Here is a 25931-nt window from a genome sequence, read left to right as displayed (position 1 = left end):
AGACGTTGCCTCGCACTGGCACGCAAAAAGCGTGCCGTCCATCAATCGCTCTGCGTGAGAACCTGTTTGAGTCCGCGCAGGACGAGCGTGTCCCGCGCGGCGCGCGCGCCCTGCGAAAGCGTGGGTTGACGCGCCCAGGCAGCGCCGGGGCCAGAAGAACCGCGACGCGCCCGGAAGAAACTCAGGCGTCCTGTTCGGAGCCGAGATCGCGCTGGTATTCGAGTCCCTCGGCTCGCGTGCCGCCTTGGTTGTGCTCGCCGTCAGGGGGAATGCCGGGCGCCGGGCGGTTCTGGCCGGCCGGGTCGGGCGCGGTCATCGATGGCGGATTGCTGCCCTTCTCTTCTCCGTCACGCGGACCACGCTTGGCCGAGTGACGTGCAGAGCGACGCAATGCAGGATGTCTCATCTCGATGCCTCCAGCAGAAGGCCGCCACTCGTCGGTGGCGTTTAAATAGTCTAGGGTCCGCGGCGTGAAATTTCCGGTAAAAAAGGCGACGCTTTTGTAACGTCTACCTAAATTCGTTAGTGCCGCAATGGCCCAGGCTCGCAATCTGCTGCGTGCAGGAAAGCCGATTCAAACGGGGTCGAGACGCCTTTTGAATGCGGCTCCTCATCGGGCTCGGGTGGCGGATCGCCGATCGGCGGTCCACCCGGTTCGGGCTCGCCCGGCGGCGGTTCATCAGGTTGGGGGGTATGCGCGAGCCAGGGCTTCGCGCTGGCGCTATCGGCGGATTGGCTTCTGGGCATGGCTCACTCCTCGGGATGTCTTTCGTTCATCGACACCAGGACACACCTTGGGCGGGACGCGCACGAAGCGCCCAACGCCCCGCACGCAGACTGCCGGGGCCGCCTCGCGGCCCCGCGCTCAGACGTTCGCGCCGCCCTCCGCGCCCGCCTGCGCCTCTTCACCCGCTCCGCCCTTGCCCCGCTCGTTGCCGTATTCGACGAGCCGGTTATAGAGCGTCTTCAGGCTGATACCGAGAATCTCCGCCGCGCGCGTCTTCACACCGCCGCATTGTTCGAGCGTCGCCAGAATCAGTTGCCGGTCGGCTTCGGCCAGCGAGGTTCCGAACGGAATCGTCAATGCGGTCCCGGGCATCGATTTCGACAGCGAAATCTGCAGCGGCACCGCCGCCGTCAGCTCGCCGTCGTCACTGGCCATGATGTGCGCGCGCTGCACGTAGTTCTTCAGCTCGCGCACGTTGCCGGGCCACGGGTACGCTACCAGCATGTCGCGCACGGCGGCCGGAAACTGCTTCTTCGTACCGTGACGCTCGTTGAGTTCGTCGAGGAACGACTGGGCGAGCAATACGACGTCCTTGCCGCGCTCGCGCAGCGGCGGCAGGTTGATCGGGAAGACGTTGAGGCGGTGATAGAGGTCGAGACGCAGCTTGCCCTCGGCGACGGCTTCTTCGGGATCGCGGTTCGTCGCGGCGATGAGGCGCACGTCGGTCTCGATCTCCTTTGTCGTGCCGACGCGCATGAACATGCCCGTCTCCAGCACGCGCAGCAGCTTCACCTGAAGCTCCGGAGGCATTTCGGTGATTTCGTCGAGGAACAGCGTGCCGCCGTTCGCGCGCTCGAAATAGCCTTTGTGCTGCCGGTCCGCGCCGGTGAACGAGCCACGTTCGTGGCCGAACATTTCCGATTCGATCAGGTTCGGCGAGATCGCGCCGCAGTTCACGGCGAGAAACTCGTGTTTTCGGCGCAGGCTCAGTTGATGGATGGTCTGCGCCGCGACTTCCTTGCCCGTGCCCGATTCGCCGACGAGCATCACCGACGCCGGTGTCGGCGCAACACGACTGATCTGGTCGTAGACCTCCTGCATCGCCGGTGAATTGCCGAGCATCAAGCCGAAACGGCCCATCCGGCGCAGCTCGCCGCGCAACGTGCCGATCTCTGCCTTGAGATCGCCGGCGCGCGGCAGACGGTTCAGGATCGCCTTCACGCGCTGAAGGTTGATCGGTTTGACGAGGTAGTCGATCGCGCCGGCCTTGAGCGCGTCCACGGCCGTCTCGACGCTCGCGTAGCCAGTGATGACCACGAGCTCCACGCCCGAGCGCGGATCGAGGTCCTGGAACAGGTCGGTTCCACTGCCGTCCGGCAGCTTGAGATCCGTGAAGACAACGTCCGGCATCTGCCGCACGAGCTGGATGCGCGCCTCGCGCAGATCGCCTGCCTGTGCGGTGGTGAGCCCATCGTCGCTCACCACGGCCGCCAGCGCTTCGCGGGTTGCCGCGTCGTCATCGACAATCAATACATGTGGCATCGCGTCTCGTCAGCCCTGGAAGGTGGATGACCCCACACTGCCGCGCCGCCGGTGCGGGGGCGCGCTGAACAACCCAGCCCGGCGCCGCGCAAAGCGCGGCACACACAGTCGTGGCGCAGTGGAGTACGAAACGGTCGGACCTGCGCCGAAGACGGCGCAGGCGCGGGGTTTAGCTACATCAACGCAACAATCCTGCGATTAATGACTAAATCGAGCCCGGATTGTTGTCGATATAACCATTATAGACGTATTCGAGATAGACGCACCCGATATCACACGAGCCCGCCACGGGGCGTGCCCGGAGCCCGCTCATGCGTGGCCATGCGGAAATGGCCAGGGCTCACCGGCCGCGCCGTCCCCGCGGTGTGCCGTATCCGATGCGGTCCCCGGCCGATCGGCACTGAAGGCAACCACCGCAGACCCACCACTGCCGTTTGTGGCGAGCGCGCCGCCTTCGTCTTCCCAGCGGCTCAAGTCGCGGTAATAGCTCGTACGTTGCGCCCGATGACGCTGCGCCCAGTGCTTCGCCATCATCCCGGCCGTCGCGCCCAGCGCGCCGACAGCGAGCAATGCGCCAAATGCGCCAACCAGACTCGTCCTGTTCCTCATCGCGGCCTCCTGATCTCGCTCTGTCCGTGCCGGAGAACGCCCGGATCGCGGGCGACGGCACCGTCAAGCCGGGCGCTTTCGCCTCTGCACCCGGGCCCTTACACCGTCGATTCCGACAGACGCTCCAAGTTCCCTAGCAGGATTCGCACCTTCTGGGGCGCAACATCGCGCCAACATCGCTTCGACACGCGCGTCTGTCACGGTGCAGGCGAGTTTCGCGCCTGGTTCCGACGGCACGTTCGTTGCCGTGCGAGGCGCGGCAGTGGTTAAATGTTTCCGAGATAGAAACCCCGCGGCCGTCGGCGCGACGCTCTGCGCGCCAGTCCTGGACGGCCATGCCCAAACCCCGCCCCGGCCGCGCACCGCATTTCATGCGGCCGTTCGAAGGCGGCAGCCCCTTTGCAGGTCGACTACCTTATGGCGTCAATCGAGCCGGACTCGTCCACCGCCACTCGCAACGAAACGGGAAACGCCGCGGCGCGCGTCGCCGGTTTGCAGTCGTATGGGCTGCTCTACGGATCGTCGCCGGTGATGCTGGAGCTTTACGCGCAGATCGAACGCGTGGCGGCCACTGACGCCACCGCGCTGATCATCGGCGAATCGGGGACGGGCAAGGAACTCGTGGCCCGCACCATCCACGACCTCGGCGCGCGGCGCGACGGACCGTTCATCGCGGTGAACTGCGGCGCGATCCCTGACGAGTTGATCGAAGCGGAACTTTTCGGCCACGAGAAAGGCAGCTTCACGGGCGCCGTGCAGGCGCGCGACGGACACTTCGAGCACGCGCGCGGCGGCACGCTGTTCCTCGATGAAATCACCGAAATGTCATTGCTGCGCCAGGTGAAGCTGCTGCGCGCACTCGAAACCGGCGAGTACTTTCCGGTGGGCAGCAACGAAGCGATCCGCGGCGACGTGCGCATCATCGCGGCGACCAATCGCGATCCCGTGACCGCCGTGAAGGAGGGCTGCCTGCGCGAAGACCTCATGTACCGCCTCGCCGTTTTTCCGCTGCGCGCGCCGCCACTGCGTGAACGCGAACGCGACCGCGAACTGCTCGCGCAACTCTTTCTCGCCGAGCTGAATGCGCAGGAGGGCACGCAAAAGACCTTCAGCAAGCGCGCGCTCGACGCCGTGCGCAACTGGTCGTGGCCAGGCAACGTGCGCGAATTGAGGAACGCGGTTTATCGCGCGTTCATTCTCACGGAGAAGGTGGTCGAGATCACGCATCCGCAACTCGTGCCGCGCGTGAAGAAACCGGTCGCGCAAGGCGACGCGATGAACGTCTGGATCGGCACGCCGCTCGCCGACGCGCAGAAGCAGATCATCCTTGGCACGCTCAAATACTGCGGTGGTGACAAACGGCTAGCGGCGCGCACGCTGGGTGTGAGCCTCAAGACGCTCTACAACCGCCTAGGCAGCTACGGTGCCGAAGACAATGCCGAAGACGAAGACGGCGGTGCGCGCGAAACGAGTTGAGGTGAATCGCCAACGACTGTGGCGATCGGGTGAACGAGCGAATCGGCAGCACGAATGGTGAGTCGACGGCGCCGTTGCCATACGTAACGGCAGGTGCTCGAACTCGCGCCTCCTACAGGAGCCACAACTTCCAGCACGCCACGGAAAGGACGCTCAACAAAGCAGAACGATGTACGTCAATCGCGCGGATCAATCCATTCGACGACGTACATCGTGCCGGTAGCGCTCAGCCTCCGGAAATCTCATGCGCCGACAACAATTCAATCGCACGACACAGCGCCGAGTGATCAAGCTGACCCATATCCTGCGCTACGCACGCGCTCATCAATTGCTGTGCCGACGCGGTATGCGGCAAAGTCACCGCGAGAGCTTTTGCGCCCTCCAACGCCAGATTCAAATCCTTCTGGTGAAGCTCGATTCGAAAGCCTGGATTGAACGTGCGTTTGAGCATCCGCTCGCCGTGCACTTCGAGAATGCGTGAAGCGGCAAAGCCGCCCATCAGCGCCTGACGCACCTTGACGGGATCCGCACCCGCCTTGGACGCGAACAGGAGGGCTTCGGAGACGGCCTGGATGTTCAGCGCCACGATGATCTGATTGGCCACCTTGGTCGTCTGTCCATCGCCGTTGCCGCCGACGAGCGTAATGTTCTTGCCCATCAACTCGAACAGCGGCTTGACCTTCTCGAACGCATCCTCGGGGCCGCCGACCATGATCGTGAGTGTGGCGGCACGCGCACCGACTTCACCGCCGGAGACCGGTGCATCGAGATATTGCGCGCCAAGCTCGTTGATACGGCGCGCAAACACCTTGGTCGCAATCGGCGAGATCGAGCTCATGTCCACCACGATCTTGTTTGCGCTCACCCCTGCAGATACGCCGTTCTCGCCGAACAAGACTTCTTCGACCTGTGGCGTATCGGGCACCATGACGATCACGACATCGGACTGCCTCGCGACTTCCCGACACGATTCACAAGTCGTTGCACCCTGCGCGGCAAGCGCTGCCGCGCCCTTGCTGCGCTCGAGCACAAAGAGCTGATGACCGCCTTTCAGCAGGTTGGCGGCCATTGGCGCGCCCATGATCCCAAGTCCGATGAATCCCACTTTCATCATTGCACCGCCTCTTCCTTCGATAAACGTTGTTCTACATGTACCGCCGCGCGTCAGCGCAGCACTTCCGGATTAATGCAGGTTTGTGGCGCCTCGCCCCTGAGCGTGCTGATGACGTTGCCGGCAGCAATCCTGCCCATTGCCAGCCGCGTTTCGATCGTCGCGGACGCGATGTGCGGCACCACCACCACGTTGTTGAGTTCGCTCAAGCCTGCGGCCAACTGTGGCTCGTCCTCGAACACGTCGAGCCCGGCGCCCCAGATGACCTGCTCGCGCAAAGCTTCGACCAGCGCTTTCTCGTCGACCAGCGGTCCACGCGCGGCGTTGATCAGGATTGCTGTTCGCTTCATCTGCGCCAGTTCGGCCCGGCCGATGTAGTGATGCGTCTCCGGCAACAACGGCAGGTGGAGCGACAGAAAATCCGATTCGCGCAGCAGCGTCTCCTTGTCGACGTAGGTCGCACCAATCTGTTGCTCGAGTTCGGGGTTGCGCTGCGCGTCCGTGTAGATGACCTTCATATCAAACGCGGCCGCCTTGCGTGCGAACTTCGAGCCAATTCTTCCGAGTCCCGCCACGCCCAGCGTCTTGTTGTCGACGTCCTGGCCGATAAACGCCATCGGCGCCCAGCCTTTCCATTTGTCGGCTCGAACGTAGCGCTCGGATTCGCTGATGCGACGTGCCGTAGCCAGCAGCAGCGCCCATGCGTGGGTGGCCGTCGCGTCGTCGAGCACACCGGGCGTGTTCGTCATAACGACGCCACGGGCAGTCGCGGCCTTGAGGTCGAAGTTATTGAAGCCGACCGCATAGTTGGCAAAGATCCGGCATTGCGGGCCGGCAGCGTCGAGTACGGCACCGTCGACGGTGTCAGTCAGCAGGGTGATGACCGCGTGACGACCGCGTACCGCATGAAGCAACTCTTCTCGCGTAAGCGCGCGGTCGTGCGGATTGACTTCGACGTCGTGGAATTGACGCAGATAGTCGATGGTCTGTTGCGGAATCGCGCGAGTGATGTAGACGTTGGATCGAGTCATAACAAAGTGTGCTGTTGCCAGATCTGGGAAGGTGAAGCGTGAATCGCGCGCAAACGTATTGGTGGCCGGCGGCGATCGAGGATGCCAGTTCGTCGGCCAATGCCTGATCCTCGGCCGGTGTCAGCCCGCTGATGCCAACGCCGCCCAGCGTGCGGCCCGTTGCGTCGTTGAGCACTGCCCCGCCGGGCAATGCGGTGAGCAACGGGTCGCAGAAGTAGCCGATCGAAATATCTTCGCGCCGCAGCCGCGCGAGAAACGCTTCAGTCGAAACACCCATGCGTACGCTGGTATAGGCCTTCTGTTGCGATAACTGAATACTGCGCACCGGGCCGCCATCCATCCGGTAGAACCCAATGAGAAAGCCGTAGCTATCGCACACCGAAACACATACCGGCCGACTGAACCGCTTCTGCGCGATGGAAACCGCGTCCGAAAGCAACCTTTGCACGCGCGGCAGATCAAGTGCCTCCATCAGTCGGCCTCCATTACGTTTGTTCTAAAGAAGTGAGTCGAGACGGTTACTCGGGGTAGCCCGCACCTTGCCCGCCCAGCTCGCCGCCAAAGTCCGCCCCGGTCGGGGCCGCGACGATGGGCGCATCCGGCACGCCGAGCAACTTCGCCTGCCGGCGCCGGTAGACGAAGGCGGTCAGGATAGGCGTGAGGACAGCCGTCACGATGACCGATGCCGCAACCTGAACCGTAGCGATCGGCGCGATAGCCGCGTAGGAGTGGTCCGCGAGTGCGATGGCCTGCGGCGTACCGGCGGCGTTTCCGGCCGTGCTAGATGCCGCGGCGCCCGCAACGCCCGAACCACCCAGCAGACGATCGGCAAAGACGCAGACGATGCCGGTGATGACGAAAACCGCGATACCCAGCGCGATGCCTGGCCCGCCTGCCGTGGCCACGGATTTGAGGTTGATCCCCTGGCCGAGCGTGAACGCCATGAACGGTACGATCAGCGGTTCGTGGCGGCCGAAGAAGTCGCGCAGTTCGCGATCGAGGTTACCGAGAATCGCGCCGGCGAAGATTGGCGCGATCACCGAAAGCATGGTCAACCAGGGAATATTCGCGAGACCAGCGCCGACCAGCACCACCATGGTCACGAACGGCCCCGTCTCGATGCTCTGCACAACGTAGGTTCCCGAGTCCTCCTTGGTACCGAAGGTGCTCGTCAGCGCGAGGAACATACCGCCATTCGTATCGTTCATCGCCGCGAGGATTGCCAGCGTGCTGAGCGTCCAGAGGTTGCCGTTGAAGAAGTGCGAAATACCCAGCGCAATAATGATTGCAACGCCAACTTTGGCAAAGAGAATGCCGAAGCCTCGCTTGAGCATGCCCGGCGCTGCGCGCAGGGTCATCTTGGTACCCACTGTGAACAGGTACATCGCGAGTATCGTCGGATACCCCTGATTGGTGAGTGCCTGGGTAAACCCGCCGATCTTGAGCGCGTTCGGGGCGAAGGTATTGATAAGCATGCCGATGAAAAGCGGCACGACCATCATCCCTCCAGGAACCTTATTCACATACTGGTAAATCCGCATGGCCGATGTCTCCTTGATATCCCTTTGTTTGTGATACCGCGATGCTTCAGCCGGCGTTGAGATCACCGGTTTTATTGTTATGCTTACAGGGTTTTCATCTTATATGAAGACTTTTGGCGAAACAGCGTAGGTTAATCCCTACAGGGGTAACCACTGTGAGGTTGAAGTCGCGGTTCGCTAGCCTGCGGCGGTCGCGCATCTTGCGCACCGGACAGACGTCGTAGAATTCCTGCTCGAAGGAGAACAAGGCATGGCGACGAAAATAACAACTTTGACCGATCAGGTTGCGCAACAACTTCTGGACGACATCCAGCGCGGTGTCTATCCGGTAGGTGCGAAACTTCCGTCGGGTCAGGCGCTGGGAAAGATGTTCGGCGTGAGCCAGGCGGTCATCCGCGAAGTGACTGAGCGGCTGCGTTCGCAGGGTCTGATTGATAGCCGCCAGGGCTCGGGGTGCATCGTGAAGTCGCGCATTGAAGCGCGTGGCTTCCGGATTCAATGCGAGATTGGCGACGATCGCACCGAACTCGTGCGCGTCTTTGAGCTGCGACTCGATCTTGAGAGCGCGGCGGCTGCTCTCGCCGCGGTGCGGCGTACCGACACGGATCTGGTTGCAATGGAGACAGTGCTGAGCCGTCTCGCGAACAATCTTTACGACCTCGAAGCCGGTGTCGAATTCGACATCGCCTTTCACACCTCAATCGCTGCAGCAACGCACAATCCGCACTATCTGAACTTGCTGAACTATCTCAACCAGCAACTGCATCAGGCCGTGTACGCAGCGCGCCACATCGCGCTGACGCATGTGCCAATGCCCGAAACCGTGCAGCGTGAGCATGTCGCGATCTATGAGGCGATTCGCGTCGGCGATCCGGACGCAGCCCGCGCCGCTGTGATGTCGCATCTTGAGGAGGCGGCCATTCATCTCGAACTCGATTTGCCGCGGCGGACAATAGCCGCCTGATTGTCGGTGTTTCATCGCACAGAAGCTTTTCCGTCGAGCCGCCCGACGAACATTCGTCCAAATGACGGAACCGTTCGTCAGGAACCGCTCATTGCAGAGGGATTTTCCGCGCGACACCTTTTGCAAACCTTTGCAATTCCCCTATGCCCTTGTGGGCGCCCGTCCGGCAAAATCCCCGCTGCACCAAGCGAGGCCGCCCACCCATTCCTGCGGTGCCCGGCGCCCGGCAGCAGGGATACGACATGCAAGAACGAAGCGCCGCCCACCAGTTCTCCTCCTCCGTCCCGACGACACCTTCATCCCGCACGCTCCAAGCCGCGGCAACGCTCACGCTGATGACCGTCTTGACCCTCGCCTGCTCGGCGTGCGGCTCGCTTTACTCGGAAGGTGCGCAGACCGGCGCGGGCATCGCCGGTGCCGCCATCGCAGCGAAGGTCACCAACAACGCCGCCGTCGCGACAGGCATCGGTCTTGGCGCCGTAGCCGCCGCTAAAGCAGGCGTGCAGTACTCCGAACGAGTCGTTCACCGCAACACGCAGGACAGCATCGCGAAGGCAGCCGGTTCGCTCGACGTGGGCGGCGTCACGTCGTGGTCCATCACGCACTCGTTTCCGATCGAGGACGACGAACATGGCCGCGTGACGGTTAGCCGCACGATCAGCAGCGGCGCGCTCGACTGCAAGGAAATCGTCTTCTCGGTCGATCGCGATGCGACGACGGAAGCGGCGGCCGCCAGCGCGTTCTATGTGGCCGCTGTCTGCCGCGACGGCAGCGCGTGGAAATGGGCATCGGCCGAACCCGCCACCGATCGCTGGGGCGCGCTGCAATGAGCGCGCGCACTGGTGCTTTTGCGCGCGGCACGTCGCCTGCGCGGCTCGTTGCCCTCGCCGCGCTGTGCTCGCTCACGGCGCTCGCGATGAATGGCTGCGCATCGATCGGCGCAGCAAGTGGCGCTGCCGCTGCCGCCGCGACGGGCATCGTCACGGCGAACCCTGCGGTCGGCGTGGGCGTAGGTATCGCCGTGCAGGCCGCAACCGACGAAGCCGTCAAGCGCGTCATGATGCACATGCATGCCGACCAGCAGGAACTGATCGCCGAAACCGCCGGCCGGCTGCCCGTAGGCGGCAGCGATAGCTGGCGCATCAAGCACACTCTCCCGATCGAGAACGGTCATGGCGAAGTGCGTGTGACGCGTGCATTTGCGTCGGCGCTCGCGCTGTGCAAGGAGTTCGTGTTCTCGGTGAAGGACGGCGATGCAGCCGATGCAAGCGCGCAGTGGTTCACCGCCAGCGCCTGCCGCGACGCACGCGGCTGGCAATGGGCATCGGCGGAACCGGCAGTCGAGCGCTGGGGAACGCTGCAATAAACGCGCTTTCGCGGCACGAGGGTCAAAGAAAAACGGTCGCCTGCGCGACCGTTTTCGTTTGCTTTGAGACGTACGCCCCGCTCAGGTCTCCACGTCCTCGAGACTGAAGATTTCCGACTGGTCGTTGTACGAAAAGATCTCGCCATAACGGCCCCAGTCGATCACAGTATCGAGCGTTTCCTCGGCGGCCCCGTCCGAGAGGAAGTCTTCGAGCTCCTGCTCGAAACGCACGCGCGGTGCACGGTGACCCGGGCGCTCGCCCAGTACCTTCTTGATCCGCGCCGCGAGCGGCACGTGCCGCAGCAGGTGCTCCGCGAACATCATCTTGCGCTCCTGCGTGCCGAACTCGGCAAACACGCGCGCGGGCGGCGTGAGCAGCACGTCGCCTTCGCGCACGTCCGCGAAGCCGAGGTTCTGCAACACTTCCGCGATCGGAAACAGGTCGTCCACTTCCAGATGCAGCGAGCGCGCGATTTCCGGCATGTCGGCGCGTCCGTGATACGGCGCGGCCGCCAACGTTTCGATCAGACCGGCCATCAAGTTGGTGGACACACGCGGCAACCAGCTGCCCAGTTCCAGCCCCTTCTTCGTCGTTTCGCCGGTCTGGCGCGCGGTCATCTTCGCGTAGATTTCGTCGACGAGCTTGCGGAACGCCGGGTCAAGACGGTTGCGCGGATGCTTGAACGGCACCTTGATCTCAGCGACGACGCGACCCGGATTCGACGACAGCACGACGATACGGTCACACATGAACACCGCTTCTTCGATGTTGTGCGTGACGATCAACACCGACTTGATCGGCAGACGGCCTTGCGTCCACAGATCGAGCAGGTCGGTACGGAGCGTTTCGGCGGTCAGCACGTCGAGCGCCGAGAACGGTTCGTCCATCAGCATCAGCATCGGATCGACGACGAGCGCACGCGCGAAACCCACGCGCTGACGCATGCCGCCTGAAAGTTCGCGCGGATAGGCGTTCTCGAAGCCGTCGAGACCGATCAGATCGATCGCCGCCAGCGCTCGTTCGCGGCGCTCGCGCGCGCCCACGCCCTGCGCTTCGAGACCCGCTTCCACGTTCTGCAGCACGGTGAGCCACGGAAACAGCGCGAAGGTCTGGAACACCATCGCGACGCCGTCAGCCGGACCTTCGAGCGGCTTGCCGAGCCAGTCGACGTTGCCGTCGGTCGGTTCGATGAGACCCGAGATGATGCGCAGGAGCGTCGACTTGCCCGAGCCCGAGCGGCCGAGCATCCCGACGATCTCGCCTTCGCGCAGCGAGAGGTTCACATCGTCGAGCACGAGCAGCTCGCCCTGGGACTTGTTGAAGCCCCGGCACACGTTCTGCACGCGCAGAATTTCCTCGCCGACGCGGGGCGGGACGGGGTGCGTTTGTACGTCGCCGTGTGCGGCACTCAGGGTCTTGGGGTTTTGCATCGTGTTTGCCTTCGATTCTCAATCAGTCGAGCCGGAGCCTCGCTTCGGCGTAAGCATATAACGGGCGCCAGAGCACGCGGTTGAACAGCGTGACGAACAGGGACATCACGGCGATGCCCACAATGATTTTCGGAAAGTCGCCGGCGGCGGTCATCTGCGCGATGTACGCGCCGAGCCCGTGCGCCTGTACCTTCGTGTCGCCCCACTGGACGAATTCGGAGACGATGCTCGCGTTCCACGCACCGCCCGACGCCGTAATCGCGCCGGTGACGTAGTACGGGAAGATGCCGGGCAGCATCGCCTGGCGCCACCACTGCCAGCCGCGGATGCGGAAGTTCGTGGCGGCTTCTTTGTAATCGTTCGGATACGCGGTCGCGCCCGCAATTACGTTGAACAGGATATACCACTGCGTGCCGAGCACGATCAGCGGTGAGAGCCAGATGTCCGGGTTCAGGTGGAAGCGCACGATCAAGATCACGAACACCGGAAACAGCAGGTTCGCCGGGAACGCGGCCAGGAACTGCGCGAGCGGCTGGATCTTTTCGGCGAGCGCGGGACGCAAGCCGATCAGCACGCCGAGCGGCACCCAGATCACCGAAGCGATCGCGATCAGCAGAACGACGCGCAACAGGGTGATGAAGCCGAGCACGAGCACGTGGCCGACTTCGTCGAGCGTCACGCCCGTGCGCACGTAGGCCACGACACGCCACACCACGTAGACGGTCAGCACGATCACGAAGACGGCCCAGACCACATCGCCGACACGCGAGCGCTTGGTGCGCGTCGCGCTGACAACCGGCACGGCTTTCGGCAGTTGCACGCGGATCGGAATGCGCGCGAGCGTGGCGAGCAGCATGCCCGCCGGCACGAGCAGGCGGTGAATCAGGCGCGTGCGGCGGATCAGGTCGAGCAGCCACGATTCCGGCGCGTTGCCCGAGCTCGTGGTTTCCATGCGGAACTTGTCGGCCCAGGCGACAAGCGGACGGAACAGCAACTGGTCATACGCGAGAATCACGACCGTCATCGCGAGAATCACCCAACCAACGGCGCCGAGGTTCTTGTCGGAGATCGCCTGTGCGAGGTACGCGCCGACGCCGGGCAGCGTAATCGTCTTGTCGCCGACCGTGATCGCTTCGGAGGCCACGACGAAGAACCAGCCCCCCGACATCGACATCATCATGTTCCAGATGAGGCCGGGCATCGAGAACGGCACTTCGAGTTTCCAGAAGCGCTGCCAGCCGGTCAGGTGAAAGCCCTTCGACACCTCATCCAGATCGCGCGGCACCGTGCGCAGCGACTGGTAGAAGCTGAACGTCATGTTCCAGGCCTGGCTCGTGAAGATCGCGAAAATCGCCGCGAGTTCGGCGCCCAGCACGCGCGACGGAAACAGCGCGAGGAAGAACGTCACGGTGAACGAGATGTACCCGAGCACCGGCACCGACTGCAGGATGTCGAGGATCGGCACGAGCACCTGGCCCGCGCGGCGGCTCTTTGCGGCGAGCGTGCCGTACACCAGCGTGAAGGTGAGCGACGCGACCATCGCCGCGAGCATGCGCAGCGTGGTACGCATGGCGTACTCGGGCAACATCCGCGGATCGAGCGAAATCGCCTCGGACTGGAGCGTCGAAATGGGCGCCATCGTCTCGTGAAAGCCGATGGCCCCCATCGCGATCAGGCAGATGATCAGCGGGAACGCAATGAAGTCCCAGCGATTGGGCAGCACGCGCCACGCCGAAGCGTTGGCCGTGCGGTTCAGATTGAAGCCGAAGTCCATTCAGGCGCCCTCCCCGCAAACCGTCATGCAAAATGCGTCGAATCGGGGCACGTGACCCGCGAGGAACGAATTGAAGGGGACAAGGCGCATGGGAGAAAAGACTCGTTGGCGTGGATCAGACGTCGGCGGCATTGCCGCCGCCCGCACCGCCCAGGTCCACCGCTCCAGTGCGTGTCCGGGCCGGCAGCGACCTTTGCCGGTTTGCCTTGATTTGAACGGGACGACACTACTACAACCTGTGTGACAGGCACAACCTCACCGCGGTGATCCGTCAGACGGCGCGCCGAGGCTCGCGCCACATGGCGAAAGCAAGTGGATACGGCCACTGCGACCCTATCCCGGCCCACGGCGCGGGTGGCCGCACAGGTCCACCGGGTCGCGGTTGACCCGGAATCCGACGCACGTGGCCGGCGAGGCCCGCGCAGGTTGCGCGGAACAACGCGGTATCATCGATTAGAAGCATGCGCCGCACCATGCGACGCACCCCATCAACGGCACCGCATTGTTTCGCTCAATCTGGAGGCTTGCATGAAGGGAAATCTGGTCATCGTCTGCCGCGATCAGGATGCTCACGCGTTCGACCAGTTGATGGTCGAATATGGCGCGTTTCAGACGCGCCTGTCATCGACCGCGTGGTATCTGAAGCTCGACGTCGCACCCGAGCTGATTCAGGAAGAGATTCTGACGCGCATCGGCAAGTACACGACGCACTACATCTTCGAGGCCGATAGCGTCACGTACAACACCATCGACAGCGAGGCCGCCGCAACGCTCGACACGCTCTTCTCCGAGTAGGCGCACATTCGCGCGAGACATGGCCGATGACCGGTGTCCGTGCGGCATAGGCTGACCGCACCACGGCCCGCCGGCATCCCTTGACCAAGGCGCCCCGAATCAGCGGCTTGCCGCTCGCGCATCAGAAAGCGCGCTTGAATCCCGCACCGGGGCCCGTCACCAAGCGTTGGCCGCTTCGTCGACGGTGCGCTGCACCACTTCGAACGGGAACGACATCCGGACCGCAAGTCCACCGTCCTCGCCGTTGCCAATCTGCAGTTCCCCGCCCGCCCGGCGCACCAGCCGCTCCACGATCGCGAGACCCAGACCGCTGTGGCCGTTGCCGCCGCGCGCCGGATCGAGCCGCACGAACGGCCGGCTCGCGCGCATCAGGTCCTGCGCATCGATGCCCTTACCGTGATCGCGCACGGTCAGCGTGTAGCTGTCCACGCCGCGCGCCGTCTCGATTTCGACTGGAGGCGCGCCGTAGGCATAAGCGTTATCGAGCAGGTTCGACACCACACGTTCGAGCGTCGCGGCAGGCAGCCTGAAGTCGCTGCCGGCCGAAAGCCGCATCTGGATAGTTGTGGCCTCGTCCGTCGTGCGGAAGTTGCGTACGATGCGCTCGCACTGCTCGTCCACCTCGACGGGCTCGCTGCGGTCCGCGCCGTCGTGCGCGAACACGAGGAACTGGTCGACGATATGCGCCATCGCCTCGACGTCGCGCACCACTCCGTCGCGCGTCGTCGCCTCGTCCATCAGTTCGGCGCGCAGGCGCAGCCGCGCGAGCGGCGTTTTCAGATCGTGCGCGACGCCCGCCAGCATGACCGCGCGATCATGCTCGGTACGCTCCACTTCCTTCACCATCTGGTTGAAGCCGCGCGTCAGCGTGCGCAGCTCGCGCGGCCCATGCTCGGGGACCGGTGGCACCGGCTCGCCCCGTCCGAAGCCGACAACGGCCTGCGCAAGCGAGCGCAGCGGCTTCTGCAGCATCCAGGCGGCCACGAGCGCGGCAATCACCGCCGCCGAAAAGATGATGACGAACCACGGAATCATCTTGTCGAGCGGCCGCATCAGGCGGATCGGCTGCATCGGCACGACGATCCAGCGCGCGTCCTGCGGACCGCGCACCCAAAGCGTGGGCGGCCGGCCAGGCGGCCCGACGCGCACGTCAGAGCCGGGCGGCATACGCTCGCGCACGTCGTCGACGAAACGGCGCAGCGGTTCCGGAACACTGGCGCCCGTGGACGGCACGTCGGCGCTGTTCCCCTCGACGAGTTGCACACGCGACGGCAGCGGCTGGTCGGGTGTGCGCTCGACGTGCTGGCGCACCGCGTCGACGAGGAATGCAGCTTCCTCCACGGCATAACGCGTCTGCATCTGGCTGCGCTCGAGGCGCATGAGCGCGAACCACGCGACATGCGACAACAGCAGCACGCCGATGAAAAGCAGCGCGAGCCGCCCGAACAGCGAGTCAAACGGCCGGCGCATGGCTACCCTGCTCGCCGTCCGGCACAAACACATAACCGCGGCCGCGCACCGTCTGGATGAAACGCGGCGTGGACGGGTCGGTTTCGAGGATACGACGCAGACGCCAGACCTGGACGTCAATGCCGCGGTCGGTGCCGTCGTACTCTGGGCCGTGCAGCAGTTCGAGCAGCCGCTCGCGCGTGAGCGTGCGCATGGGGTGATTGACGAAAATCTTCAGGAGCGCGAACTCGCTGCCCGACAGCATCAGGGGCTTGCCCTCCTGGTGCAGCGTGCGCGACTGGAAATCCAGTATGAAGCGGCCAAAAGAGAACGGCTCGCGCTGCTCGGGCGCCGCGGCCGACGCAAGCGTGCGGCGGCGGCGCAGCACGGCCTGCACACGCGCGAGCAGCTCGCGCGGGTTGAACGGCTTGCCGAGGTAATCGTCCGCGCCGAGTTCGAGGCCGACGATACGGTCCACGTCGTCCGCGCGGGCGGTGAGCATAATGACGGGGATGTCGTCGCCGGACGCACGCAGCTTGCGCAGCGCGGTGAGGCCGTCCACACCTGGCATCATCAGGTCGAGGACGATCAGATCGGGACGCTCGCGCTCGAGCCGCCGCTCGAGCGATCCCGCGTCGTGCAGCACTGATACTTCCATGCCCTGCCGCGCCAGATAGTCGCGCAGCAGGTCGCGTAGTTCGAGGTCGTCATCGACGACAAGGATTTGAGTAGCCATGGGACGAAGTGTAACGCGCGCGAGCAGGCCGTTTCCTTACCGGGAGGCACTTTGGGTTACCAGGTGTTACTGCGAAAGGCGTTAGTAATGTCGCGTAATGACTGAGGCATCCTGCGTAACACGCGCCGCCGGAGCGCCCGATACGCTAGGGTCACCGGATGCGGCAACTGCCCAACCACCTGGCAAGACCCCCACCGGATAAAACCCTTCCCGGATTTATCAGGAGCATCACGATGTACAAGAAGACTTCGCGCTTTCTCGCAATCGCTACCGCCGCGCTCGCCCTCACGGCAGGCGCTGCCCACGCCCAGATGCCGCCCGCGGGTGGCCCTGGCGGCCCCGGCGGCCCGGGCATGCATCGTATGCACGGCGGCGATTTCATGATGGGCTTCAAGAAATTGCACGACAAGCTGAACCTGAACGCCGACCAGGAAAAACAATGGCAGGCCGCGGTCAACACGATGAAGCAGAATCACGAGCAGTCGCGCAAGAATTTCGAACAACTGAAGCAGCAGTTCGATTCGATGAAGAACCAGCCCATCCTCGACATGAACGCGCTGCATACGGCGCGCCAGCAGGTCGAGCAGCAGAACGCGCAACTGCGCGAGCAGAACGCGCAGGCGTGGCTCGCGTTCTATAACGGCCTGAACGACCAACAGAAGACTACCGTCAGCTCCGCGCTCAAGGAGCACTTCGCGAAGATGGAACAGCGTGGCGAAAAGATGCGTCAGCACTGGGAGCAGCATCGCGGCGCGGCGTCGGCGGCACAGGCCCAGTAAGCGGGGAATCCCCGCACGCCCGGCAGATGCCTGACGCGCGGGATAACCTGAGCGCGTCAGGCGAAACGGGCAGCCCGAAGTAGCTGGCCAGAATCGAAGCGCCGCGGTTTGCACCGCGGCGCTTTTTTGCTGCGCGTTTAACGTAGCACGGTGGCCGGGTTCGGTCGGGAGCGCAGCGCGGAGGTCAGGCGAGATCGAACAGCAGCACTTCCGCCTTGTCGCCGTTGGCAAGCACGACGCTGTCTTCTGCCTCGATCAGCGCTGCATCGCCTGCGCCAAGCCGCTCGCCGTTGACCTCCACCGCGCCGCGCGCCACGTGGACGTACGCGCGTCGGCCGGCCGGCACGGCGTATTGCGCGCGCTCGTCACCGTCGATCAGCGCGGCGTAGATCGACGCATCGGACTGCACCGTCACCGAGCCGTCGCGTCCGTCAGGCGATGCGATCACGCGCAGCCGGCCACGCTTGTCGGCGTCGGAGAAGAGCTTTTCCTCGTAGCCCGGTGCCCCGCCACGTTCGCGCGGCAGCAGCCAGATCTGCAGCAGATGCACCTCGTCCTCACGCGACGCGTTGAATTCGCTGTGCATCACGCCGGTTCCCGCGCTCATGCGCTGGACGTCGCCCGGACGAATGGTCGAACCATTGCCCATGCTGTCGCGGTGTGCAAGCGCACCGTCCAGCACGTAGGTCACGATCTCCATGTCACTATGGCCGTGCGCGCCGAAACCCTGTCCGCCCGCGACGCGGTCGTCATTGAGCACACGCAGCGCACCGTAGTGGACGTGCTCCGGGTCGTAGTAATCGGCGAAGGAAAAGCTGTGAAACGTGTCGAGCCAGCCGTGGTTGGCGTGGCCGCGTTCATCGGCGCGTCGGATGGCGAGCATCGGATTCTCCCGGAGTTCATTGCGATACCCGAAGGTAAGGGCGACAGCCCCGCGACACAACCGGCACCCGTGCACCGCATCGTTTCGCCAGTAACTTCAATGGGCTGCGGCGTCTGCACCCAGCCACAATCCTGACCAACAATCTCGCGCGGGCCTCGCCATCGGTTAAAATACCGCGCTTTTCTGTTGGACCGTTCCTTGCGCGGCTCCCGACCGGACCACAGGGCCGGTTGCCTTGGCATCGGACCCGTATTTTGATCGCCTGTCGGCGGCATCCGGCCGCAAACCCGCCGCGCGCCAGCAGCACCAAACCGACGAAACGGACAACGACAGCGGACAAAGAACGCGGACAAGTCAGTTGGACACGTCAGCGGGGGCGCACCTGCGCCGCCCGTACACGGAGAACCGCGAGGAAAGTCCGCAACGCGTGTCGTATTTCCCGTCGTAGCGGGCTGTGCCGCCGCGAACGAGTGGGAGGGGCGGTGCGCGTCGACATCGACGCAAGTCATCCGCCGCCGGAGGCCAAAACGCCCAATGGCCCAAGCGTCGGCCTGGACGTCGATGCGACAAGGCCGTTGGTTCGACAGGATTGTGAAGCAGCGCTGTGACTTTGATATCTATACAGGCAAGTAAGCACGAGACAATACACAATTGACCAGCGACGCCCGGGGCCAGACCCGATAGACCAATCCCGGGCTTCGTATATAGAGTGACACCCGCAGTGACGGCCGCCGTTCGCGCGCAGTCACACCAGCAGTCGAACACCCAGTCGCACACGCGCCAACGTCCGCAAAACCGGACACGAGGAAAGCGCGAGTGCCAGTTGCGGCGGATGCCCCGCCCGACCGGCTGGACGTTCATGAACGGATTTGAACCGTGGCGTGAGGCGCCACGCCTTTCGCGGTGCGCACCTGGCGCCCCGCCCAGGACCCATCTATGTTTCTTCAAGGCTACGGCCCGCTGATCCTCGCCGGCACCTGGCAGACGGTCAAGCTCTCCGTGCTGTCGCTCGTGCTGTCGTTCGTACTCGGGCTGATCGGCGCGGCGGCGAAACTCTCGAAGAACCGCGTCGCCTACGGCGCGGGCACGGTCTACACCACGCTGATTCGCGGTGTGCCCGATCTCGTGCTGATGCTGCTGCTCTTCTACAGCCTGCAGATCTGGCTCAACAACTTCACTGACGCGGTCGGCTGGGACCAGATCGACATCGATCCGTTCGTTGCAGGCGTGATCGTGCTGGGCTTCATCTACGGCGCGTACTTCACCGAAACCTTCCGTGGCGCGTTCATCGCGGTACCGCGCGGCCAGCTCGAGGCGGGACACGCCTACGGCATGACGAACTGGCAGGTCTTTCGCCGCATCATGTTTCCGCAGATGATGCGCTTCGCCCTGCCGGGCATCGGCAACAACTGGCAGGTGCTCGTCAAGTCGACGGCGCTCGTGTCGATCATCGGCCTCGCCGACGTCGTCAAGGCAAGCCAGGACGCCGGCAAGGGAACGCTCCGGTTCTTCTTCTTTACGCTGGTCGCGGGCGCGATCTATCTCATCGTCACGACCGTGTCGAACTTCGTGCTGATGTACCTCGAAAAGCGCTACTCCACCGGCGTGCGCAAGGCAGACCTCTAAGCGGACCGCTGATAAGGCCAACCATAATGCAAGACCTCATCCAGCTGATCCAGCAGTACTGGCGCAACTATCTCTTCTCCGACGGCTATCACTTCACCGGCGTCGCCATCACGCTATGGCTGCTCGTCGTGTCGATCGGCATCGGCTTCTGCATGTCGGTGCCGCTCGCCGTCGCGCGCGTCTCGAAGCGGAAGTGGCTCGCGGGCCTCGTGTGGCTCTACACGTACATCTTCCGTGGCACGCCGCTCTACGTGCAGTTGCTGCTCTTCTACACGGGCATCTATAGCCTCGAGATCATTCACAACCACGAGATCACGGGCGCATTCTTTCGCAGCGGCATGAACTGCACGCTGCTCGCGTTCGCGCTCAACACCTGCGCGTACACGACCGAAATTTTCGCGGGTGCGATCAAGGCCACACCCTACGGCGAGATCGAAGCCGCGCGCGCGTACGGGATGTCGTCGTTCACGCTCTATCGCCGCGTGATCCTGCCTTCGGCGCTGCGCCGGGCGCTGCCCTACTACAGCAACGAAGTGATCCTGATGCTGCACGCGACCACAGTCGCGTTCACGGCCACCGTGCCGGACATCCTCAAGATCGCACGCGACGTCAACTCGGCGACCTACCAGACGTTCACCGCGTTCGGCATCGCCGCCCTGCTCTACCTGCTTATTTCGTTCACGCTCGTGTGGCTGTTCCGCCAGGCCGAGCGCCGCTGGCTCGCGTATCTGCGACCGCTTGGCAAGTGAGCACCGCTACCTATGACCCTGATGAAATCCCAGACGCAAAAGCTTTTCGTCGATGACCTGCACAAGCGGTACGGCGACCATGAAGTGCTCAAGGGCGTTTCGCTTACGGCGAACGCCGGCGACGTGATCAGCGTGATCGGCTCTTCCGGCTCCGGCAAGAGCACGATGCTGCGCTGCATCAACTTTCTCGAACAGCCGAACGCCGGGCGCATCGTCGTCGACGGCGAAGAGGTCCGCACGCGTCCCGACGCGCGCAGCGGCGCGTTGCAGGTGGCCGACACGAAGCAGCTTCAGAACGTGCGCACCAAACTTGCGATGGTGTTCCAGCACTTCAACCTGTGGTCGCACATGACGGTGCTGGAAAACGTCATCGAGGCACCCGTGCACGTGCTCGGCATTCCGCGCAAGGAAGCCGAGGAGCGTGCGCGCGAATACCTCGAGAAGGTGGGCCTCGCGCCGCGCGTGGAGAAGCAGTATCCGTCGCATCTGTCCGGCGGCCAGCAGCAGCGCGTGGCGATCGCGCGCGCACTGGCCATGCACCCCGATGTCATGCTGTTCGACGAACCGACCTCGGCGCTCGACCCCGAACTCGTGGGCGAAGTGCTGAAGGTCATGCAGAAACTCGCCGAAGAAGGCCGCACGATGATCGTCGTGACGCACGAGATGGGTTTCGCGCGCAACGTCTCGAACCATGTGATGTTCCTGCATCAGGGCCGCGTCGAAGAAGAAGGCCACCCGTCCGAGGTCTTCGGCAATCCGAAGAGCGAGCGGCTGCGGCAGTTCATTTCCGGCAGTCTCAAGTAGTCGGCCCGCCCATCGTCGCTGCGGCATGACCGGCAACGCAGCGATGTAGCAAAAGTAGTATGACAAGGCGCTTTCAGCGCCTTTCTTTTTTATTTCCCCCGCACCTCCACGCCCGCTCCCAGCATCCGAAGGGGCGCTTGCCTTTACTCCCGGCAATTCCCCGTGTCAATAGTGGCAATCCTCAACGCGGTCGAATCGCAACCGCATCGGCGCAACCACGCGCCCCTTGTCCGATAAGGCCTCCCGTCACTTTTTTTGAGATGCCTGAGGGACAGCTCAAGAAGGCCCTATTGCAATTTGACGACACACCCCGCCCCACAAGCGATTTTGTTCGCCGCCACGGACCTTTTTTGCTAGATTGGTAACCAAAGTAGCAAAACGAAGTTCGTTAAAAGTAGTTTTACTTCAAATAAGAACGGGAGATGCCAGTCAACCAGGGGATCTGCATGACGACTCAACCGTCCAACCGGGCCGCGCCGTGGCCCGTGCGCCGGTCCCCAGGGCAACTCTCCCTCGTGCGATGACGATTCCTGTTCGCTGCGCTCTCATGCGCACGGACGTCTTTCGCAGTACTTAGGTTGACTCTTTGACAGGGTATGGAGGAGAACATGAAGAAAGCTTTGCTTGCCGCTGCACTGATGTCTGCTGGAGTAGTCGCGCACGCCCAGAGCAGCGTCACGCTGTTCGGCCGCCTCGACGCAGGTATCGCGTATATGAACGGCATTGGCACTAACAACCTCGGAACCGGTGCGGGGGCGGCCACCCGCACCACGAGCCAGACTCTGCTCGAAAGCGGCTACTGGGGCACGAGCCTGTGGGGCATGAAGGGTGTTGAAGACATCGGTGGTGGCAACAAGGTCCTCTTCCACCTGGAAGGCAGCTTCAGCACGGCAACGGGTGCAGGCCCCGGCGGCGGCGAACTCTGGAATCGCTGGGCGACCATCGGTATGGCCAACGACCAGTTCGGTACGATGCTGTTGGGCCGCATGCTCTTTATCTCAAACGGCATTTGGGACTTCGACCCGTTCGGCCAGTCGAACTGGTCGTCGGCATCGATGGTCCGCGGACGTAACTGGCCGCAGTCGAGCAACAACATTTCGTACCAGTCGCCGAACTGGTACGGCTTCGATGTGTACGGCCAGTACGCGTTCTCGAACGCGACGAGCTGGAACGGCAACGGCACGACCCCGCAAGGTCGTGAAGCCGGTCTCCAGCTGACGTACACGAGCGCGCTGTTCCAGGTCCGCGGCCTGTACGACGAAATCCGCAACCCGAAGAACGGTTCGCTCGGCGGCCCGTACGCCGACACGATCAACGATGCCAACGTCTCCGAGGGCCCCTTCGCCTACTCGCGCGATTACATGGCGATGCTCAACGTGTTCCTCGGCGCGTTCAAGGTTCAGGCCGGTTACGAAGCCATCCGCACGGCGGGCATGACCGGCACGGCAATAGGCCAGCCGACCACGCTCGACCACTTCTGGGGCGGTGTGACCTGGCAGGCCACGTCGGCTGCGGCGCTCATCGGGGCGATCTACCACGTCAACGCGAACAACGGCGGCGGCAACGCCACGCTGTACACGATCGGCGGTTCGTACAACCTGTCCAAGCGCACGCTGCTCGACATGCAGGTCGCAACGGTGCAGAACAGCAAGGCGGCCAACTTCGGTCTGAACGCCAACAACCCCGGCACTTCGGTTGCAACGGGCAACCCGACGCTGGGCAAGGCACAGACCGGCGTGTATGCAGGCATCCAGCACTCGTTCTAATCGACGGGTGCCCACAGAACAGCTGTAACGACGTTTTCACGCTGCTGCGAGAGGCGCGTATCGGTGCGGTGCCCGAAAGGGTATCCGCACCTTTTTTTATCCGCGATGTATTCGCAAAAGAACACGGGCCGCAGATGCGGCCCGTGTTCTTTTGTGCGGTGAAACGATGCCGAAACCGGCGCCTTACGCGGTTAGACGGCCGCTTCGTTCTCTTCGCCCGTGCGGATGCGGATCACGCGCTCCACGTCGGTGACGAAGATCTTGCCATCGCCGATCTTGCCGGTGCGCGCCGCGCCGATGATCGCGTCGATCACCTGGTCGCACTGCGCGCTCGCGACCACCACTTCAATCTTCACCTTCGGCAGGAAGTCGACCACATATTCCGCGCCGCGATAAAGCTCCGTGTGGCCCTTCTGGCGACCGAAGCCTTTGACCTCGGTAACGGTCAGGCCCGTAAGGCCCACTTCGGCGAGCGCCTCGCGCACTTCATCGAGCTTGAACGGTTTGATGACGGCAGTAATGCGTTTCATGACGGACCTCGTCTTGTATCAGGTTGGTATCGGTCGAAAAATCGGTCGAAAAAACCGGGGTGCATAGTCGAATTCTACGCCGCGCCGACTGCGCTCACGACCCCGCGGGCGCTTGAGGCGCAGAATCGGGCACCCGCGCGAGGTCAGCGAGCCATACCTCCGACTCGGAATCGCTCGGCGCGCGCCAGTCGCCGCGCGGCGAAAGCGAGCCGCCCGAACCGACCTTCGGTGCGTTCGGGATGCAGGTTCGCTTGAACTGGCTCTGGCGAAAAAAGCGGTCGAGGAAGATGGCCAGATTGCGCTTGATATCGGCGAGATCGTACTGATTGCGCGCGACCAGCGCGTTCTCCGGCCACGCGCCCCGCTCGCGATCGCCCCACGCATGCTGCGCGAGGAACGCGACCTTCGACGGCGCGAATCCAAACCGCAGCGTGTAGTAGAGGTTGAAGTCCTGCAGTTCGTACGGTCCAATCACGCTTTCGGTCTTCTGCTCGGGCGCGCCGTTTGCCTTGCCTGGAATCAGTTCGGGACTGATGTCGGTATCGAGGACCGCTTCGAGCACCTCCGATCCGCTCTCGCCGATCTGCCCCGTCTCCGCGACCCAGCGCACGAGGTGCGTGATGAGCGTCTTCGGTACGCTCGCGTTCACGTTGTAGTGCGACATGTGGTCGCCTACGCCATACGTACACCAGCCGAGCGCGAGCTCCGAGAGATCGCCCGTGCCGATCACGATGGCCTGATTGAAGTTCGCGAGACGGAACAGATGGTTCGTGCGCTCGCCGGCCTGGACGTTTTCGAAGGTCACGTCGTATTCGGCCTTGCCCTCGGAGTACGGATGGCCGAGGTCTTCGAGCATCTGCATGCAGCTCGGCCGGATATCGATTTCGGATGCCGTGCAGCCCACCAGCGCCATCAGCTGGCGCGCCTGACGCAGCGTGCGCTCGCTCGTTGCAAAACCGGGCATCGTGTACGCGAGAATGTTCGCGCGCGGCAGCGCCAGCCGGTCCATCGCCTTCGCGCAGACTAGCAGCGCATGCGTGGAATCGAGCCCGCCCGACACGCCGATCACCACCTTCTTGAGGCCGCTCTGCGACAGCCGCTGCACGAGTGCCTGCACCTGGATGTTGTAGACCTCGTTGCAGCGCTCGTCGCGGCGCTTCGGATCGGCAGGGACGTACGGGAAACGCTCGACGCGGCGAGCGAGCGGCAGCACGGGTGATTCCCACGCGCCCGCTTGCGGCACGTCGCAGCGGATCACGCGGAACTTCGCGATCTCGTCGTGATGGCGGCGGATCGAATCGCCGAACGTGGTCTGGCGGATACGCTCCTGCGCGAGCCGTTCGAGATCGACATCGGCGAAGATCAACTGCGAGTCGTCGAGAAAGCGCTCCGAGTGCGCGAGTATCTCGCCATTTTCGTAGACGAGCGCCTGACCGTCCCACGCCATGTCGGTGGTCGATTCGCCCTTGCCGGCCGAGGTGTAGAGATACGCGGCGAGACAGCGCGCCGACTGCTGCGAAACGAGCTGATGGCGGTAACCCGCCTTGCCGACCACGACGTTCGACGCCGAGAGATTCACGAGTACCGAAGCCCCGGCAAGCGCCGCGAACGACGACGGCGGAATCGGCACCCACACGTCCTCGCAGATTTCCACATGAAAGCGCAGCCCCTCGACCTGTGGCAGATCGAACAGCAGTGAAGCGCCGAACGGCACGTCCTCACCGCCAAGGCGCACAGTGTCGGTGCGCGCGCAATCAGCGGCGCTGAACTGACGCGGCTCGTAAAACTCGCCGTAGTTCGGCAGATAGCTCTTCGGCACCACGCCCGAAACGCGTCCGCCGGCGATTACAGCCGCGCAGTTGAAGAGCGAGTGGCCCACGCGCACCGGCACACCGACGATCATCGCGAGCGGCAGCGACGCTGACGCCTCGGCAAGCGAGCATAGCGCCGCTTCGCACGCTTCGAGCAAGGCCTTCTGGCGAAAGAGATCATCGCAGGTATAGGCCGAGAGCCCCAGTTCGGGAAACGCGACGAGCGCGGCGCCCTTCTCGGCGGCTTCGCGCGCGAGCGCAAGCGTCTCGGCTGCGTTGAACACCGGGTCGGCGACACGGCAACGCGGCACGCCCACAGCCACGCGAGCAAAGCCGTGTGTGTAGAGATTGAAGAAGCGCTCTTTCATTTCGATAACCCTGGAAACCCTCACGGCGCGCACGGCGGCCTTCGTCGATAGTGAAGCGGCGTA

25 protein-coding genes are annotated in these 25931 nt (G+C 63.6%); 10 read left to right on the top strand and 15 right to left on the bottom strand.

All coding sequences use genetic code 11. The features are described 5' to 3' along the window. Positions 1-181 precede the first annotated feature (181 nt). The 4 genes from L0U80_RS03985 to L0U80_RS03970 all read right to left on the bottom strand — a co-directional run bounded on the left by L0U80_RS03985 (position 182) and on the right by L0U80_RS03970 (position 2878). Positions 182-406 (bottom strand): hypothetical protein, encoded by a 225-nt coding sequence (locus tag L0U80_RS03985; protein ID WP_233862661.1) that lies wholly within the window; start codon positions 404-406, stop codon positions 182-184. Positions 407-522: 116 nt separating this feature from the next. Continuing rightward, a complete protein-coding gene (locus tag L0U80_RS03980; protein ID WP_233862660.1) occupies positions 523-747 on the bottom strand; it encodes a hypothetical protein in 225 nt (74 codons plus the stop codon). A 118-nt stretch (positions 748-865) separates the two neighbouring features. Further along, entirely contained in the window at positions 866-2269 is a 1404-nt protein-coding gene (locus tag L0U80_RS03975; RefSeq protein ID WP_233862659.1) for a sigma-54-dependent transcriptional regulator, read from the bottom strand. Positions 2270-2578: 309 nt separating this feature from the next. Beyond that, complete coding sequence (locus L0U80_RS03970) at positions 2579-2878, bottom strand: hypothetical protein (RefSeq protein WP_233862658.1); 300 nt, start codon at positions 2876-2878, stop codon at positions 2579-2581. Positions 2879-3295: 417 nt separating this feature from the next. Here L0U80_RS03970 and L0U80_RS03965 point away from each other — a divergent pair, with 417 nt between their 5' ends. Beyond that, positions 3296-4354 carry a sigma-54 interaction domain-containing protein gene (locus tag L0U80_RS03965; RefSeq protein ID WP_233862657.1) on the top strand — a complete coding sequence of 353 codons (1059 nt, stop codon included), beginning with the start codon at positions 3296-3298 and terminating at the stop codon, positions 4352-4354. Between the two features lie 226 nt (positions 4355-4580). On the opposite strand, the gene glxR is transcribed toward L0U80_RS03965, so the two are convergent. From glxR to L0U80_RS03945, 4 genes are read right to left on the bottom strand one after another with little or no spacing between them, the layout of a single operon-like run. Then, positions 4581-5489 carry a 2-hydroxy-3-oxopropionate reductase gene (glxR, locus tag L0U80_RS03960; RefSeq protein ID WP_308444864.1) on the bottom strand — a complete coding sequence of 303 codons (909 nt, stop codon included), beginning with the start codon at positions 5487-5489 and terminating at the stop codon, positions 4581-4583. Between the two features lie 29 nt (positions 5490-5518). Beyond that, the gene (locus tag L0U80_RS03955) at positions 5519-6439 is read right to left on the bottom strand and encodes a 2-hydroxyacid dehydrogenase (RefSeq protein ID WP_233865645.1); all 921 of its coding nucleotides are present in this window, start codon (positions 6437-6439) and stop codon (positions 5519-5521) included. Then, positions 6330-6968 carry a GlcG/HbpS family heme-binding protein gene (locus L0U80_RS03950; RefSeq protein WP_233862654.1) on the bottom strand — a complete coding sequence of 213 codons (639 nt, stop codon included), beginning with the start codon at positions 6966-6968 and terminating at the stop codon, positions 6330-6332. Before L0U80_RS03950 ends, L0U80_RS03955 begins: the two co-directional genes overlap by 110 nt. Before the next feature lie 46 nt (positions 6969-7014). Further along, a complete protein-coding gene (locus L0U80_RS03945; protein ID WP_233862652.1) occupies positions 7015-8037 on the bottom strand; it encodes a 2-keto-3-deoxygluconate permease in 1023 nt (340 codons plus the stop codon). 250 nt (positions 8038-8287) lie between these two features. On the opposite strand from L0U80_RS03945, the gene L0U80_RS03940 reads away from it, so the two are divergent. The 3 genes from L0U80_RS03940 to L0U80_RS03930 all read left to right on the top strand — a co-directional run bounded on the left by L0U80_RS03940 (position 8288) and on the right by L0U80_RS03930 (position 10367). Beyond that, positions 8288-9001 carry a FadR/GntR family transcriptional regulator gene (locus L0U80_RS03940; protein ID WP_233862651.1) on the top strand — a complete coding sequence of 238 codons (714 nt, stop codon included), beginning with the start codon at positions 8288-8290 and terminating at the stop codon, positions 8999-9001. 242 nt (positions 9002-9243) lie between these two features. Further along, positions 9244-9831, top strand: a complete 588-nt coding sequence (locus L0U80_RS03935; protein ID WP_373322099.1) for a hypothetical protein — start codon at positions 9244-9246, stop codon at positions 9829-9831. Further along, positions 9828-10367, top strand: a complete 540-nt coding sequence (locus tag L0U80_RS03930) for a hypothetical protein (RefSeq protein WP_233862649.1) — start codon at positions 9828-9830, stop codon at positions 10365-10367. The genes L0U80_RS03935 and L0U80_RS03930 overlap by 4 nt, the downstream gene beginning before the upstream one ends. Positions 10368-10448: 81 nt before the next feature. Here the strand turns inward: L0U80_RS03930 and L0U80_RS03925 are convergent, their stop codons facing one another. Together L0U80_RS03925 and L0U80_RS03920 are read right to left on the bottom strand one after the other, a co-directional pair. After that, on the bottom strand, positions 10449-11798 hold the full coding sequence (locus L0U80_RS03925) for an ABC transporter ATP-binding protein (protein WP_233862647.1): 1350 nt from the start codon (positions 11796-11798) through the stop codon (positions 10449-10451). A 22-nt stretch (positions 11799-11820) separates the two neighbouring features. Further along, complete coding sequence (locus tag L0U80_RS03920) at positions 11821-13572, bottom strand: ABC transporter permease (protein WP_233862645.1); 1752 nt, start codon at positions 13570-13572, stop codon at positions 11821-11823. Positions 13573-14100: 528 nt separating this feature from the next. Between L0U80_RS03920 and L0U80_RS03915 the strand changes: the two genes are divergently transcribed. Continuing rightward, entirely contained in the window at positions 14101-14367 is a 267-nt protein-coding gene (locus L0U80_RS03915; RefSeq protein WP_233862643.1) for a double-stranded DNA-specific endonuclease, read from the top strand. Positions 14368-14523: 156 nt separating this feature from the next. Here the strand turns inward: L0U80_RS03915 and L0U80_RS03910 are convergent, their stop codons facing one another. Together L0U80_RS03910 and L0U80_RS03905 are read right to left on the bottom strand one after the other, a co-directional pair. Continuing rightward, the gene (locus tag L0U80_RS03910) at positions 14524-15837 is read right to left on the bottom strand and encodes an ATP-binding protein (protein WP_233862641.1); all 1314 of its coding nucleotides are present in this window, start codon (positions 15835-15837) and stop codon (positions 14524-14526) included. Next, positions 15821-16552 (bottom strand): response regulator, encoded by a 732-nt coding sequence (locus tag L0U80_RS03905; RefSeq protein WP_233862639.1) that lies wholly within the window; start codon positions 16550-16552, stop codon positions 15821-15823. Before L0U80_RS03905 ends, L0U80_RS03910 begins: the two co-directional genes overlap by 17 nt. Before the next feature lie 233 nt (positions 16553-16785). On the opposite strand from L0U80_RS03905, the gene L0U80_RS03900 reads away from it, so the two are divergent. After that, complete coding sequence (locus L0U80_RS03900; RefSeq protein WP_233862637.1) at positions 16786-17331, top strand: Spy/CpxP family protein refolding chaperone; 546 nt, start codon at positions 16786-16788, stop codon at positions 17329-17331. 184 nt (positions 17332-17515) lie between these two features. On the opposite strand, the gene L0U80_RS03895 is transcribed toward L0U80_RS03900, so the two are convergent. Further along, positions 17516-18214: a pirin family protein gene (locus tag L0U80_RS03895; protein ID WP_233862636.1), complete on the bottom strand. Its 699-nt coding sequence runs from the start codon at positions 18212-18214 to the stop codon at positions 17516-17518. A gap of 936 nt (positions 18215-19150) precedes the next feature. Between L0U80_RS03895 and L0U80_RS03890 the strand changes: the two genes are divergently transcribed. The 4 genes from L0U80_RS03890 to L0U80_RS03875 all read left to right on the top strand — a co-directional run bounded on the left by L0U80_RS03890 (position 19151) and on the right by L0U80_RS03875 (position 23159). Beyond that, positions 19151-19840 (top strand): ABC transporter permease, encoded by a 690-nt coding sequence (locus L0U80_RS03890; protein WP_233862635.1) that lies wholly within the window; start codon positions 19151-19153, stop codon positions 19838-19840. A gap of 26 nt (positions 19841-19866) precedes the next feature. Beyond that, the gene (locus L0U80_RS03885) at positions 19867-20589 is read left to right on the top strand and encodes an ABC transporter permease (protein WP_233862634.1); all 723 of its coding nucleotides are present in this window, start codon (positions 19867-19869) and stop codon (positions 20587-20589) included. A gap of 21 nt (positions 20590-20610) precedes the next feature. Further along, positions 20611-21393 carry an ABC transporter ATP-binding protein gene (locus tag L0U80_RS03880; RefSeq protein ID WP_233865642.1) on the top strand — a complete coding sequence of 261 codons (783 nt, stop codon included), beginning with the start codon at positions 20611-20613 and terminating at the stop codon, positions 21391-21393. A gap of 608 nt (positions 21394-22001) precedes the next feature. Beyond that, positions 22002-23159 (top strand): porin, encoded by a 1158-nt coding sequence (locus L0U80_RS03875; RefSeq protein ID WP_233862633.1) that lies wholly within the window; start codon positions 22002-22004, stop codon positions 23157-23159. 191 nt (positions 23160-23350) lie between these two features. On the opposite strand, the gene L0U80_RS03870 is transcribed toward L0U80_RS03875, so the two are convergent. Then, entirely contained in the window at positions 23351-23689 is a 339-nt protein-coding gene (locus L0U80_RS03870; protein WP_124150032.1) for a P-II family nitrogen regulator, read from the bottom strand. Positions 23690-23783: 94 nt separating this feature from the next. Then, a complete protein-coding gene (locus L0U80_RS03865) occupies positions 23784-25868 on the bottom strand; it encodes an NAD(+) synthase (protein WP_233865640.1) in 2085 nt (694 codons plus the stop codon). Positions 25869-25931: the final 63 nt, after the last annotated feature.

The sequence above is a fragment of the Paraburkholderia adhaesiva genome, assembly GCF_021390575.1.
GTDB lineage: Bacteria > Pseudomonadota > Gammaproteobacteria > Burkholderiales > Burkholderiaceae > Paraburkholderia > Paraburkholderia adhaesiva.
This window is presented reverse-complemented; position numbering and strand designations above follow the sequence as displayed.

What these genes read in the sequence shown, in the direction of transcription:
- L0U80_RS03865 (WP_233865640.1), bottom strand. Translation starts at nt 25,868, where the DNA reads ATGAAAGAGCGCTTCTTCAATCTCTACACACACGGCTTTGCTCGCGTG.
- L0U80_RS03920 (WP_233862645.1), bottom strand. Translation starts at nt 13,572, where the DNA reads ATGGACTTCGGCTTCAATCTGAACCGCACGGCCAACGCTTCGGCGTGG.
- L0U80_RS03965 (WP_233862657.1), top strand. Translation starts at nt 3,296, where the DNA reads ATGGCGTCAATCGAGCCGGACTCGTCCACCGCCACTCGCAACGAAACG.
- L0U80_RS03945 (WP_233862652.1), bottom strand. Translation starts at nt 8,037, where the DNA reads ATGCGGATTTACCAGTATGTGAATAAGGTTCCTGGAGGGATGATGGTC.
- L0U80_RS03930 (WP_233862649.1), top strand. Translation starts at nt 9,828, where the DNA reads ATGAGCGCGCGCACTGGTGCTTTTGCGCGCGGCACGTCGCCTGCGCGG.
- L0U80_RS03985 (WP_233862661.1), bottom strand. Translation starts at nt 406, where the DNA reads ATGAGACATCCTGCATTGCGTCGCTCTGCACGTCACTCGGCCAAGCGT.
- L0U80_RS03915 (WP_233862643.1), top strand. Translation starts at nt 14,101, where the DNA reads ATGAAGGGAAATCTGGTCATCGTCTGCCGCGATCAGGATGCTCACGCG.
- L0U80_RS03925 (WP_233862647.1), bottom strand. Translation starts at nt 11,798, where the DNA reads ATGCAAAACCCCAAGACCCTGAGTGCCGCACACGGCGACGTACAAACG.
- L0U80_RS03910 (WP_233862641.1), bottom strand. Translation starts at nt 15,837, where the DNA reads ATGCGCCGGCCGTTTGACTCGCTGTTCGGGCGGCTCGCGCTGCTTTTC.
- L0U80_RS03940 (WP_233862651.1), top strand. Translation starts at nt 8,288, where the DNA reads ATGGCGACGAAAATAACAACTTTGACCGATCAGGTTGCGCAACAACTT.
- L0U80_RS03875 (WP_233862633.1), top strand. Translation starts at nt 22,002, where the DNA reads ATGAAGAAAGCTTTGCTTGCCGCTGCACTGATGTCTGCTGGAGTAGTC.
- L0U80_RS03970 (WP_233862658.1), bottom strand. Translation starts at nt 2,878, where the DNA reads ATGAGGAACAGGACGAGTCTGGTTGGCGCATTTGGCGCATTGCTCGCT.
- L0U80_RS03880 (WP_233865642.1), top strand. Translation starts at nt 20,611, where the DNA reads ATGAAATCCCAGACGCAAAAGCTTTTCGTCGATGACCTGCACAAGCGG.
- L0U80_RS03890 (WP_233862635.1), top strand. Translation starts at nt 19,151, where the DNA reads ATGTTTCTTCAAGGCTACGGCCCGCTGATCCTCGCCGGCACCTGGCAG.
- L0U80_RS03975 (WP_233862659.1), bottom strand. Translation starts at nt 2,269, where the DNA reads ATGCCACATGTATTGATTGTCGATGACGACGCGGCAACCCGCGAAGCG.
- L0U80_RS03870 (WP_124150032.1), bottom strand. Translation starts at nt 23,689, where the DNA reads ATGAAACGCATTACTGCCGTCATCAAACCGTTCAAGCTCGATGAAGTG.
- L0U80_RS03895 (WP_233862636.1), bottom strand. Translation starts at nt 18,214, where the DNA reads ATGCTCGCCATCCGACGCGCCGATGAACGCGGCCACGCCAACCACGGC.
- L0U80_RS03885 (WP_233862634.1), top strand. Translation starts at nt 19,867, where the DNA reads ATGCAAGACCTCATCCAGCTGATCCAGCAGTACTGGCGCAACTATCTC.
- L0U80_RS03905 (WP_233862639.1), bottom strand. Translation starts at nt 16,552, where the DNA reads ATGGCTACTCAAATCCTTGTCGTCGATGACGACCTCGAACTACGCGAC.
- L0U80_RS03900 (WP_233862637.1), top strand. Translation starts at nt 16,786, where the DNA reads ATGTACAAGAAGACTTCGCGCTTTCTCGCAATCGCTACCGCCGCGCTC.
- L0U80_RS03980 (WP_233862660.1), bottom strand. Translation starts at nt 747, where the DNA reads ATGCCCAGAAGCCAATCCGCCGATAGCGCCAGCGCGAAGCCCTGGCTC.
- L0U80_RS03935 (WP_373322099.1), top strand. Translation starts at nt 9,244, where the DNA reads ATGCAAGAACGAAGCGCCGCCCACCAGTTCTCCTCCTCCGTCCCGACG.
- L0U80_RS03950 (WP_233862654.1), bottom strand. Translation starts at nt 6,968, where the DNA reads ATGGAGGCACTTGATCTGCCGCGCGTGCAAAGGTTGCTTTCGGACGCG.